The sequence below is a fragment of the Pseudomonas plecoglossicida NBRC 103162 = DSM 15088 genome (genome assembly GCF_000730665.1).
Taxonomy (GTDB): domain Bacteria; phylum Pseudomonadota; class Gammaproteobacteria; order Pseudomonadales; family Pseudomonadaceae; genus Aquipseudomonas; species Aquipseudomonas plecoglossicida.
In genome coordinates, this window is sequence record NZ_BBIV01000049.1 from 1 (window position 1) to 11,895 (window position 11,895).

Genomic DNA, 11,895 nt, shown 5'->3' on the forward strand with positions numbered 1-11,895 from the left:
ACAGAATTCGGTGCGTTTCTTGTGGGAGCCGGCTTGCCGGCGATGAAGCCAGCAGGGTCTTACAGCTCGACGCAGTCGAACTTCACATCGGTGGCCACGTCTTCGTCGTAGTTGACGTCAGCACGCTCGAAGCCGAACAGGTTGAGGAACTGCTTCTTGTAACCGGCGTAGTCGGTCAGCTGGAACAGGTTCTCGGTGGTCACTTGCGGCCACATGGCCTTGCAGGCGTCCTGTACGTCGTCACGCAGTTCCCAGTCGTCCAGGCGCAGGCGGCCCTTGTCGTCCAGCTCTGCCGGGGCACCGTCAGCACGGTACATGCGGTCACGGAACATGCGGTCCAGCTGGTCCTGGGTCCCTTCGTGAACACCCTTCTCCTGCATGATCTTGAAGACCATCGACAGGTACAGCGGCATCACCGGAATGGCCGAGCTGGCCTGGGTGACGACCGACTTGAGCACCGCCACGTTGGCGCTACCGCCAACCTTCTTGCCCAGGCGCTGGGCAGTCTCGTCCAGATCCTGCTTGGCCTTGCCCAGGGCGCCGTGCCAGTAGATCGGCCAGGTGATCTCGGTACCGATGTAGCTGAAGGCCACGGTGCGAGCCTGTGGCGCGAGCACGCCAGCAGCGTTCAGGGCATCGATCCACAGCTCCCAGTCCTGGCCACCCATGACGGTGACGGTGTCGGCGATTTCCTGCTCGGTGGCCGGCTCGATGCTGGCCTCGATGATGGTGTCCTTGTTGGTGTCGATGGCGGTCGACTTGTACGGCTGGCCGATCGGCTTGAGCGCGGAACGCACCAGTTCACCGGTCTGCGGCAGCTTGCGCACCGGCGAGGCCAGGGAGTAGATGACCAGGTCGACCTGGCCGCCCATTTCGTTCTTGATCAGCTCGATGACCTTGGCGCGGGCTTCGTCGGAGAAGGCGTCACCGTTGATCGACTTGCTGTACAGGCCTTCGGCCTTGGCGAACTTGTCGAAGGCGGCAGCGTTGTACCAGCCGGCGGTACCGGGCTTGGTCTCGGTACCTGGCTTCTCGAAGAACACGCCCAGGGTATCGGCCTTGAAGCCGAAGGCCGCGGTGATGCGTGCCGCCAGGCCATAGCCGCTGGAAGCGCCGATGACCAGGACCTTCTTCGGGCCATCCTCGCGCACGCCCAGCTTGCGGGTGGCTTCGATCTGGTCACGGACGTTGAGCTCGCAGCCCTTCGGGTGAGTCGTGGTGCAGATGAAACCGCGAACCTTAGGATGAATGATGGCCAATGTCTGTACCTCGTCAGGTTTATGCCGGGGAAGCGCCAACAGGCGGCGCTTCCGATTGATCAGAGGGTGAGACTACCCCCGCAGGTTATCCGACACATATTACGGGCTGATCGGGGGGATTCAAAACCGCCCGCATCAATCTTGCCTCAGTGCGCCTTTGAGCCAGTCGAGAAACTGCCTGGCCAGCGGATCATCCTGACTGTCCCGGTGCACCAGGCACGCCCAGGCCGGCCCCCGCACTCGCTGCGCCGACAGCGCCTGCAAATGCCCCTCCTGCACCGCCCGCCACGCCAGCAACTGGCTGACCAGCGCAACGCCCAGGCCCTCGCTCGCCGCATCCAGCAACAAGCCGGGGTCGGAAAAATTCAGCCCCTTGCCCTGCTGCCCGACATCCTCGCCTCCTTCCAGCTGCCAATGACTCCAGTCCATTTCGCGCTCGCCATGCAGGGTGGTACGCGCAGAGGCCAACGCCAGCGAAGGGTGACAGGCCGGGTACAGCTGGTCCTGATGCAGCACGGTGAAGCTGCACTCGGCCTGGGCGCTGAGGTCATCGCGTATGGCCAGGTCGATGGTCTCGGTGGCCATGTCCGGCACCTCGAAGCTGGTGAACAACCACAGGTCGACGTCGGGACAACGCTGATGAAAGTCCGCCAGGCGTGGCAACAGCCAATGCCGGGCAAACGCGGGGGTGGTGTTGACCACCAGTTGGTTGGGCTTGCGATACTGGTCGAGGCGGCGAATGCCGACGGCCAGGTGCTGCAGCAGCGACTGGGTGGTGCTGAGCAGGTCGTACCCGGCATCGGTCAGGCTGACGCTGCGCCCACTGCGATGGAACAGCGGCTGCTCCAGGTAGGTTTCCAGGCTGCGAATCTGCTGGCTGATGGCCGATTGCGTCAGGTTCAGTGCCTCGGCGGCCTTGTGGAAACTGCCAAGCCGCGCTGCGGCTTCGAACCCTCGAAGGGCATTCAGGGGAGGCCAGTGTTTTAGCATGATCGATAAGCCCTGCTGATCAGATATGCGCTAAATCTATCGTTTGTAGCCCGCGCTTCATAGCCATAGCATGGTCACCAACACCCGCGACGGCGGGCTTCGTTGATAAAAATCCTTAATAGATCGGAGTTCTCTATGGACCTGTCCCTCGACAGCGGCTGGCGCATGCCTGCCGAATGGGCCCGCCACGCTGCCACCTGGATGATCTGGCCGCACAACCAGGCGCTGTGGGAAAGCGGCTGGCAGGTGAGCCTGGCCGATGTACAACGCGACTTTGCCCGGGTAGCGGCCGCCATTGCCCGCTTCGAGCCGGTGAGAATGGTCGTCGACCCTTCGGCACTGGCCAGCGCCAGCGCCCTGTGCGGCGCCAACGTCGAACTGATCGAGCTGGCCGTCGATGACAGCTGGTGCCGCGACAGCGGCCCGAGCTTCATCTGCCACCCGCAGCAGGGCCTTGCCGGCCTGAGCTGGCGCTTCAACGCCTGGGGCGGCAAATCCGCCCACGGCCATGACCGCAGCCTGGGCCGGCGCATCCTCGACCACCTGGGCCTGGACGGTTTCAGCACTGCCCTGTGCAACGAAGGCGGCGCCATTCATGTGGACGGCGAAGGCACCTTGATCACCACCGAGTCCGTGCTGCTCAACCCCAACCGCAACCCGGGCATCAGCAAGGCCGAGTTCGAGCGCTGCTTCGCCCGCTACCTGGGCATCAGCAAGACCATCTGGCTGCCCGGCGACCCACAATACGTCACCGGCGACATGACCGATGGCCACGTCGACGGCGTATGCGCCTTCGCCCGGCCAGGCGTGCTGCTGGTCGATGCCACCCATGAGCACGGCTCGGTGTACGCCGAGGTGGTGCGCGAGAACCGCCGCGCCCTTGAACTGGCCACCGACGCCCAGGGGCGCCGTTTCGAACTGCTCGACCTGTACGAAGCCAGTGCCGCCGTCGACCCGGATGCCGAGGTGTTCTGCGCCTCCTACACCAACTTCTACATCGCCAACGGCGCGGTCATCATGCCGGCCTACGGCATCGCTGCCGACGACGCAGCCGCCACGCAGCTGGCCCACGCCTTCCCCGGCCGGGAAATCGTGCCGGTGCGCATCGACCACATCGCCCATGGCGGCGGTGGCATCCACTGCATCACCCAGCAACAGCCGCAGGTGCAGCCATGAGCCTGCTGCGCATCGCCACGACCCAGATGCCGTGCAGCTGGAACCTGCCGGACAACCTCGAGCGTGCCGAACAGCTGGTGCGCCAGGCCGCTGCAGAGGGCGCCCAGGTGATCCTGCTGCAGGAGCTGTTCGCCACCCCGTACTTCTGCATCGAGCAGGACCACCGCCACCAGGCCTTGGCCGAGCCCTATGACAACAGCCCGATCCTGCAGCGCTTCGCCGCGCTCGCCGCCGAGCTGGGCGTGGTCCTGCCACTGAGCTGGTACGAACGGGCCGGCAATGCCTTCTTTAATTCGCTGACGGTCGCCGACGCCGACGGCCGCCTGCTCGGTGTCTACCGCAAGACCCACATTCCCAACGCCATCGGCTACCAGGAGAAGGAATACTTCAGCCCCGGCGATACCGGCTTCAAGGTCTGGGACACCGCCTTCGGGCGCCTCGGCATCGGCATCTGCTGGGACCAGTGGTTCCCCGAAACCGCCCGATGCCTGGCGCTGATGGGCGCTGAAGTGCTGTTGTTCCCCACCGCCATCGGCTCGGAGCCGGGCGCGGCCGAGCTGGACTCGCGCGATCACTGGCAGGTCGCCATGCGCGGCCACGCGGCGGCCAACCTGGTGCCGGTGGTGGCGGCCAACCGCGTCGGCGAGGAAGTCGCCGGGAGCGATCCTTCGTTGAGCATGCGCTTCTATGGCTCGTCGTTCATCTGCGACCACAAGGGTGCACTGCTGAAAGAGGCCGACCGCAGCAGCACAGGCATCTGGCTGCACGAGCTGGACCTTGCGCAGATGCGCGAGGACCGACTGAGCTGGGGCGTCTACCGCGACCGTCGCCCGGAAATGTACGCGTCGTTGCTGACCCTGGACGGTCGACACCCCCACGTTGCGAGGACCTGAACATGAAACTGCCTCACCTGGCGGCACTCGCCCTGGCCCTCTGCGCCAACCACGCCCTGGCCGAGCAACCGACCCTGCGCCTGTACAACTGGGCCGATTATTTCGCCGAAAACACGCTCAAGCAGTTCACCGCCGAAACCGGCATCCAGGTGATCTACGACGTGATGGATGGCAGCGAAGTGCTCGAAGCCAAGCTGATGTCAGGGCGCAGCGGCTACGACCTGGTGTTCCCCGGCGATACCGTGGCCGAGCGCCTGATGCGCGCTGGGAGCCTGCAGAAACTGGACCGCAGCCAACTGCAAGCGCTGGACGACATCGAGCCAGGCCTGCGCAAGCTGCATGACCAGTACCCCAAGGCCAGTCAGGCCACCGTGCCCTACACCTGGGGCACCATCGGCCTGACGACCAACGCCGACATGATCCGCAAGCGCATGCCCGACGCCCAGCTGGACAACCTCGACCTGCTGTTCAAGCCCGAACTGGCGGCCAAGTTCGCCGATTGCGGTATCTCGGTCATCGACTCGCCCGACGAAATCCTGGCCGTGGTCCTCAATTACCTGGGCCGCGAGCCGCGCAGCGCCAAGCGCGAAGACCTGGCCGCAGCCAGCGAGTTGCTCAAGGCCGTACGCCCGTACATCCGCAAGTTCCAGTCGCAACCGGTCACCGAGCTGGTCAACGAGAATCTGTGCCTTTCACTGGGCTACAGCGGCGATGTGATACAGGCCCAGCGCACCGCCGAGGCCGCCGGCAAGCAGCTCGACTTCCAGTACCGCGTGCCGCGCCAGGGCACCACGGTGTGGATGGACACCATGGCGATTCCCGCCGATGCCAAGCACCCGGAATACGCCTATCGTTTCATCAACTTCGTGATGCGCCCGCAGAACATGGCCGCGATCAGCAATTTCACCGGCTACCCGACGGCCAGCGCGAAGGCCCGCGAGGCGGTTGAACCGCGGCTGCGCGACAACCCCGATATCTACCTCGACCCGGCCACCTATGCCCGGCTGATCCCGGGCAAAGACATCCCCCAGGCCGACATGCGTGCGCGCATGCGCATCTGGACACGCTTCAAGACTGCACAGGACTGATCCATGCCAACCCGCAGAACCTTCCTTCAACTGTCACTGGCCGCCGGCCTCGGCGCCAGCCTGGGCTTGCCCATGGGCCTGGCCCGCGCCGGGCAAGCGGGCCGCTGGTTCATGCCCGACGAGGGCGAAGCCCAGCAACGCGCCTACATCGCCTTTGGCGCCCAGGACGCCATCTGGGAGGACTTCACCGCCGACGTGCAGGCGGCACTGGGCCGCATCGCCCAGGCCATCGCCCGCTTCCAGCCCGTGACCGTGTTCTGCCGCGCCAGCGAACGCGACCTGGCCATCGAGCATTGCGGGAGCGACAACACCCGGTTCGAGACCTGCGAGCTGGATGACATCTGGATGCGCGACATCGGCGCCAACTTCGTGGTCGATGACGGCAACGGGCTGACCGCGGTGGACTTCAACTTCAACGGCTGGGGCAACAAGCAGCGTCACAGCAAGGACGCCCAACTGGCCAAGCGGGTCGCCACGCTGGCCGGTGCACACTATCAACGCAGCGAACTGGTGGGCGAAGGTGGCGCCATCGAAGTGGACGGCCACGGCACCGGCATCATGACCGAAAGCAGCTGGATCAACGCCAACCGCAATCCGAGCTGGAGCAAGGCCGATGTCGAAGCCGAACTCAAGCAGCGACTGGGCCTGAGCAAGATAATCTGGCTGCCGGGTATCGCCGGCGAAGACATCACCGACGGGCATGTGGATTTCTATGCCCGGTTCGTGCGACCTGGCGTGGTGATCGCCAACCTGGACAACGACCCCGAGTCGTATGACTACGACGTGACCCGCAAGCACCTGGAGATTCTCAAGAAAGCGACCGATGCCGAAGGCCGCCGCTTGCAGGTGCATCTGGTGTCACCGCCGATGCGTGGGCGGCGCAACAGGTTCAGCAAGGGCAATTCGGACTTCGCAGCGGGCTATATCAACTACTTCGTGATCAATGGCGCCGTCATCGCCCCGCAGTTCGGCGATGCCCAGGCGGACGAAAAGGCGCGAGCCTTGCTGGCAGCGCTGTACCCGGGACGGGAAATCGTGCAGCTGGACATCGACGCGATCGCGGCGGGCGGTGGCGGCATTCACTGCGTCACCCACCAGTGCCCGGCCTAGCGGGCCTCATCGCCGGCTTGCCGGCGATAGGGCCAGTAGCCACACCAGATCATTGTTCATCTGGCATCCGCCGCCTGCGCCCGGTCAGCATCGATAACGGCAAATTCTCACGCAAGCGCACGCTTTCGACGATGGCCGCCAGCACATGCACGCAGACCAGCGCCAGCACGGCATCGGCCAGGAAGCTGTGCACCTCCATGGGCCAATCTGCGCCCCATAGCGCGTCGATTTCCTGCGATGCCCAGCCGGTCAGCCCCAGGCCGGTGATGCCCGTCAGCATCAGCACCATCACCAGCGCGCCAATCGGCGAATGCCCCAGCCGATGGTAAGGCTGCCCGCTGAACAACGCCCGGGCATGAGCAGCCAGGCTCGCAGGCGTTGGCCAGAAGTCCGACCAGCGCGCGCTCTGCGGCCCGACGAAACCCCACACCAGGCGTATCAGCACACAGCCCAAGGCATAGTAACCAAGCCACTGGTGCCAGTCGTCACCCTCTTCGTTGAAAAAATAATCGGCAAAGAACACGGTGGCGATCGACAGGTGGCACAGGCGCAACAGCGGGTCCCAGAGCTGTATCGATGCGCGTGGCATCAGTCTTCGATCTCCGTCTTGACCGCCTTGCCCGTCACCGGATCATGGTAGATCTCGACCTTCTTGCCGTCCTTGTTGAAACCGTAGATCTCGTAGCAGTTGCCCTTGGTGACCTTGAACTTGTTGATCTTGTAACCCTGCTCCTTGAGCTGGGCCTGGAATTTCTCCGGGTCTTGCCAGGTACTCTTGTCGGCGGTGGTACATTGCGTGGCGGCGAAAGCGGTACTGCTGCCCAGTAGCAAGGTGGCGGCAATCAGGATTCGCATGGCGATAAGCTCCAGTCTGAGGGTTTGAACGCTTGGTCGAACGCTTCCAGCTTAGTCGGGGCGAGCGGCCTGTGCCTTCTCCAGCGTCAGCAGGGTGTACCTGTGGGAGCCGGCTTGCCGGCGATAGGGCCGCAACTGACACACATGTCTTGTTCAGAGCAGCCCCCTGCGCATCTGGACATGACCCCATTGAAGACTTGCTCCACACTGCCCCCTGCCCCTTCCAGGTGCCACACCCTCATGAGCCTGCTGAAATCGGCGCTACGCGAAAAAACCTTCGTCTGCGTCATGGAGTTCGTGCCCAAGCCTTCGGCGCAACGCTTCGCCGCCATGCAGGCGATCATGGCGCGCGGGCACCTGTGTGGCTGGCCCATGACCCTGGCCAACGGCCCCTGCGGCGGCACTTCGCTCAACCGCTGCGAGTTCGGCGACCGTGAGTGCATCCACAGCGTGAAGTACCGCACGGCCAAGACCGTGCACCAGACAGCGGTGCTCAGCGAACGGTTGATCCCCTGCATCGAGGTCCAGACCCGTCACCGCAGCTCCTGGCCACAGTGGTTCGAAGCCCAGCCGGTGCGCAGGCTCAGCCCGCAGCCAGCGCCTCGAACCCAGCCCGAATCCTAGCTTCGGGCAGCTCATCGGCGATGAACACCATCACGCTTTCACGCACCTCGTCTTCGGCCCACTCGGCATCCCAGTCGAACCCATAGAGCTTGAGCACGCCCTGGAACACCAGGCGACGGTCTTCGCCGGCGATGTTGAGCACGCCCTTGTAGCGCAGCAGCTGCTTGCCATGGGTTTCCAGCAGGTCGTTCATGAAGTCGCTGAGGCGATCGATGTCGAGCGCCGTGTCGGTACGCAGCACCAGGGTCGAGATGCGATCCGGCGTCGCCGACTTGAGCACCGGTCGCAGGGCCGGCTTGAGGTTGGCGCCCAGCTCCGGATTGAGGTTGAAACCCCGCACATCGAGCAGTTCGGACAGGTCGATCCGGCCGTGCTCGACCACCCGGATGGCGGCTCGGCCATTGATCCGCGCCAGCCGCTCCTGCAGCGCCGACACCGCCTCGGGCTCGACCAGGTCGGTCTTGCTCAGCAGCAGGCGATCGGCAAAGCCGACCTGGGCCTGGGCGATGGCCTGGGTCAGGTGCTGCTCGGCATGCGCGGCATCGACCAGGGTGATGATGCCGTCGAGCAGGTAGCGCTCGCGCAGGTCTTCGTCGATGAAGAAGGTTTGTGCCACCGGCGCCGGGTCGGCGAGGCCGGTGCACTCGATCACCAGGCGGTCGAAGGCGATCTCGCCGGCATCCAGGCGTTCGAGCAGCAGGTAAAGCGCACGGGTCAGGTCGCCATGGATGCTGCAGCATACGCAGCCGTTGGCCAGGGTCATCACCTGCACCGGCTCGTCGCCCAGCAGCTGGCTGTCGATGCCGGCTTCGCTGAATTCGTTCTCGATCACGGCGAGCTTCAGGCCGTGCTCGGCCTTGAGCATGTATTTGAGCAAGGTGGTCTTGCCGGCACCGAGAAAGCCGGTCAGGACGGTTACGGGAATAGGTGTGTGCACGCAGAAATGCTCCTGGGCTGAAAAAACAGTGGCCCCATCGCCGGCAAGCTGGCTCCCACAGGTACCGCGCAAGTCTCAAGGCTTGCGGGGTGTCTGTGGGAGCCGGCTTGCCGGCGATGGGGCCAGGACAGGCAAAACTATCGGTTCAACAGCACTTGGGCCCGGACTTGCCACCGTAACGGGCTTCCTGGCGTTCGCGGAAAAACGCCTCGTAGCTCATCACCGGCATGTCCGGGTGCTTGGTCTGCATGTGCTCGACATAATTGTCGTAGTCGGGCATGCCGACCATCAGGCGGGCTGCCTGCCCCAGGTACTTACCCAGTCGACCCAGGTCGTTGAACATCGCTGCAGTCCTCTCAAGCGTCAGGCAGAGCCTGGAACGGGGTTTCCTTGTCGGTGCGTTCCTTGCGGCCGAGGGCGGCGTAGCCGACCTTGAGGGCGAAGAACAGCACGCTGAAGACCACCAGCAGGAACAGAATGGTCAGGCCGGCGTTGGTGTAGGCGTTGTAGATCACATGCTGCATCTGGCCGATGTCCTTGGCCGGGGCCAGCACCTGGCCGGCGTCCAGCGCGGTGCTGTACTTCTTGGCCAGGGCCAGGAAGCCTACCGCCGGGTTCGGGTCGAACAGCTTGATCAGGCCTGCGGTGGTGGTGCAGATCAGCAGCCACACGGCCGGCAGCAGGGTGACCCAGACGTAGCGCTGGCGCTTCATCTTGATCAGCACCACGGTGCCGAGCATCAGGGCGATACCGGCCAGCATCTGGTTGGAGATGCCGAACAGCGGCCACAGGGTGTTGATGCCGCCCAGCGGGTCGATCACGCCCTGGTACAGCAGGTAGCCCCACAAGGCCACGCAGCCGGCAGTGCCGATCAGGTTGGCAGTCCACGACTCGGTGCGCTTCAGGGCGGGCACGAAGCTGCCCAGCAGGTCCTGCAGCATGAAGCGGCCGGCACGGGTACCGGCATCCACGGCGGTGAGGATGAACAGCGCTTCGAAGAGGATCGCGAAGTGGTACCAGAAGGCCATGGTGTTTTCACCCGGCAGCACCTGGTGCAGGATCTGCGCGATACCGACCGCCAGGGTCGGCGCGCCGCCGGCACGGGCCAGGATGGTGTGCTCGCCGATGTCGCGGGCTACCGCTTCGAGCTGCTCGGGGGTGATCAGGAAGCCCCAGCTGCTGACGGTTTGCGCCACCGAAGCAACGTCGGCGCCCACCACGGCGGCCGGGCTGTTCATGGCGAAGTACACGCCCGGCTCGATCACCGACGCGGCGACCATGGCCATGATGGCGACGAACGACTCCATCAGCATGCCGCCGTAGCCGATGTAGCGGGCGTTGGTTTCGTTGTCCAGCAGCTTCGGCGTGGTCCCCGAGGAGATCAGCGCATGGAAGCCGGACACCGCACCACAGGCGATGGTGATGAACAGGAACGGGAACAGGGTGCCCTTCCACACCGGGCCGGTGCCGTCGGTGAACTGGGTCAGCGCCGGCATTTTCAGCTCGGGCATGGTCACCAGGATGCCGATGGCCAGGGCAATGATGGTACCGATCTTGAGGAAGGTCGACAGGTAGTCACGCGGCGCCAGCACCAGCCAGACCGGCAGCACGGCGGCGACGAAGCCATAACCGACCAGCATCCAGGTGATCTGCACGCCGGTGAAGGTGAATGCCGGGCCCCAGACCGGATCCGCGGCGATCTGGCCCCCCAGCCAGATCGACGCCAGCAGCAGCACCACGCCGACCACCGAGATCTCGCCGATGCGGCCCGGGCGGATGTAGCGCATGTAGATGCCCATGAACATCGCGATCGGGATGGTCGCCATCACCGTGAACATGCCCCATGGGCTCTCGGCCAGGGCCTTGACCACGATCAGCGCCAGCACCGCGAGGATGATGATCATGATCAGGAAGCAACCGAACAGGGCGATGGTGCCCGGGATGCGGCCCATCTCCTCGCGCACCATGTCGCCCAGCGAGCGACCGTTGCGGCGGGTGGAGAGGAACAGGACCATGAAGTCCTGCACGGCACCGGCCAGCACCACGCCGGCGATCAGCCACAGCGTGCCGGGCAGGTAGCCCATCTGCGCGGCGAGTACCGGGCCGACCAGCGGGCCGGCGCCGGCGATGGCGGCGAAGTGGTGACCGAACAGAATGTGCTTGTTGGTCGGGACGTAGTCCAGGCCGTCGTTGTTGAGCACCGCGGGGGTGGCTCGGCGAGGGTCCAGTTGCATCACCTTGGTGGCGATGAACAGGCTGTAGTAGCGGTAGGCGACTAGGTAGATGGCCACCGAAGCGACCACGATCCACAAGGCATTGATCGCCTCGCCGCGACGCAGGGCAACCACACCCAGCGCGCAGGCCCCTATGACTGCCAGCGCCAGCCACGGAATGTGGCGTAGCAGGCTAGTATTGTTGTTCATGGTTTAGTTCCAGCTGGTGGATTGGAAAAGACCGCCCATCGAGTCTAGGGCGTGTCATCGCGCATTGCCACACTTGCTTTGGTCTAGAGCCTCTGCGGCCAGATTGCGGTACCTGATGTACATACTCAACTAACTATAGTCAGGATGTCACCCGAGGACCCGCCCATGAGCGATCACGAAGAACGCCGACGTTTTCAGCGCATAGACTTCGACGCCCCCACCGAACTGCGCCAGGGCACTCGCCGATGGCCGGTAAAACTGCTTGATCTGTCGCTCAAGGGCCTGTTGATCGAGTGCCCCCGGCCCTGGGATGCCGACCTGACCCAGGATTTCGATGCAATCATCCACCTCGACCGCGAAGTGCGCGTGCGGATGCAGGTGGAACTGCGCCATGAAGAACCCACTCGACTCGGCTTCGTATGCCTGTACATCGACCTCGATTCGATGAGCCATTTGCACCGTCTTGTGGAATTGAACGTGGCTGACAGCACCGAAATGATGCGCGAACTGCGCGAACTCATCGAATAATGGAATCTCTTA

12 protein-coding genes and 1 pseudogene are annotated in these 11,895 nt (G+C 64.2%); 6 read left to right on the forward strand and 7 right to left on the reverse strand.

The features are described from left to right. Positions 1–59: 59 nt before the first annotated feature. Together fabV and PPL01S_RS21190 are read right to left on the reverse strand one after the other, a co-directional pair. Positions 60–1,259 (reverse strand): enoyl-ACP reductase FabV, encoded by a 1,200-nt coding sequence (fabV, locus tag PPL01S_RS21185; protein ID WP_016392146.1) that lies wholly within the window; start codon positions 1,257–1,259, stop codon positions 60–62. Positions 1,260–1,394: 135 nt separating this feature from the next. Further along, on the reverse strand, positions 1,395–2,249 hold the full coding sequence (locus tag PPL01S_RS21190; RefSeq protein ID WP_028626129.1) for a LysR substrate-binding domain-containing protein: 855 nt from the start codon (positions 2,247–2,249) through the stop codon (positions 1,395–1,397). 135 nt (positions 2,250–2,384) lie between these two features. Between PPL01S_RS21190 and PPL01S_RS21195 the strand changes: the two genes are divergently transcribed. Genes PPL01S_RS21195 through PPL01S_RS21210 form a run of 4 tightly spaced genes read left to right on the forward strand, consistent with a single transcriptional unit; the run spans position 2,385 to position 6,516 of the window. Beyond that, on the forward strand, positions 2,385–3,425 hold the full coding sequence (locus PPL01S_RS21195; protein ID WP_028626130.1) for an agmatine deiminase family protein: 1,041 nt from the start codon (positions 2,385–2,387) through the stop codon (positions 3,423–3,425). Further along, positions 3,422–4,318, forward strand: coding sequence for an N-carbamoylputrescine amidase (aguB, locus tag PPL01S_RS21200; RefSeq protein ID WP_028626131.1), 897 nt, complete (start codon positions 3,422–3,424; stop codon positions 4,316–4,318). Before PPL01S_RS21195 ends, aguB begins: the two co-directional genes overlap by 4 nt. Before the next feature lie 2 nt (positions 4,319–4,320). After that, positions 4,321–5,406: an extracellular solute-binding protein gene (locus tag PPL01S_RS21205; protein ID WP_016392150.1), complete on the forward strand. Its 1,086-nt coding sequence runs from the start codon at positions 4,321–4,323 to the stop codon at positions 5,404–5,406. 3 nt (positions 5,407–5,409) lie between these two features. Further along, on the forward strand, positions 5,410–6,516 hold the full coding sequence (locus PPL01S_RS21210; RefSeq protein WP_016392151.1) for an agmatine deiminase family protein: 1,107 nt from the start codon (positions 5,410–5,412) through the stop codon (positions 6,514–6,516). Between the two features lie 49 nt (positions 6,517–6,565). Here PPL01S_RS21210 and PPL01S_RS21215 read toward each other — a convergent pair whose 3' ends face one another. After that, the gene (locus tag PPL01S_RS21215) at positions 6,566–7,105 is read right to left on the reverse strand and encodes a cytochrome b/b6 domain-containing protein (protein WP_016392152.1); all 540 of its coding nucleotides are present in this window, start codon (positions 7,103–7,105) and stop codon (positions 6,566–6,568) included. Next, positions 7,105–7,371, reverse strand: coding sequence for a PepSY domain-containing protein (locus tag PPL01S_RS21220; RefSeq protein ID WP_016392153.1), 267 nt, complete (start codon positions 7,369–7,371; stop codon positions 7,105–7,107). The genes PPL01S_RS21215 and PPL01S_RS21220 overlap by 1 nt, the downstream gene beginning before the upstream one ends. Positions 7,372–7,740: 369 nt before the next feature. On the opposite strand from PPL01S_RS21220, the pseudogene PPL01S_RS24830 reads away from it, so the two are divergent. After that, positions 7,741–7,995: pseudogene (locus tag PPL01S_RS24830) on the forward strand (methylenetetrahydrofolate reductase C-terminal domain-containing protein); the annotation flags it as partial. Here the strand turns inward: PPL01S_RS24830 and yjiA are convergent. The 3 genes from yjiA to PPL01S_RS21240 all read right to left on the reverse strand — a co-directional run bounded on the left by yjiA (position 7,955) and on the right by PPL01S_RS21240 (position 11,355). After that, positions 7,955–8,932 carry a GTPase gene (gene yjiA, locus PPL01S_RS21230; RefSeq protein WP_016392155.1) on the reverse strand — a complete coding sequence of 326 codons (978 nt, stop codon included), beginning with the start codon at positions 8,930–8,932 and terminating at the stop codon, positions 7,955–7,957. The pseudogene PPL01S_RS24830 and the gene yjiA overlap by 41 nt on opposite strands. A 145-nt stretch (positions 8,933–9,077) precedes the next feature. After that, positions 9,078–9,275: a YbdD/YjiX family protein gene (locus tag PPL01S_RS21235; RefSeq protein WP_016392156.1), complete on the reverse strand. Its 198-nt coding sequence runs from the start codon at positions 9,273–9,275 to the stop codon at positions 9,078–9,080. A 13-nt stretch (positions 9,276–9,288) separates the two neighbouring features. Further along, positions 9,289–11,355 (reverse strand): carbon starvation CstA family protein, encoded by a 2,067-nt coding sequence (locus tag PPL01S_RS21240; RefSeq protein ID WP_016392157.1) that lies wholly within the window; start codon positions 11,353–11,355, stop codon positions 9,289–9,291. Between the two features lie 165 nt (positions 11,356–11,520). Between PPL01S_RS21240 and PPL01S_RS21245 the strand changes: the two genes are divergently transcribed. Further along, complete coding sequence (locus tag PPL01S_RS21245) at positions 11,521–11,883, forward strand: PilZ domain-containing protein (RefSeq protein WP_016392158.1); 363 nt, start codon at positions 11,521–11,523, stop codon at positions 11,881–11,883. The last annotated feature ends 12 nt before the right edge of the window (positions 11,884–11,895 follow it).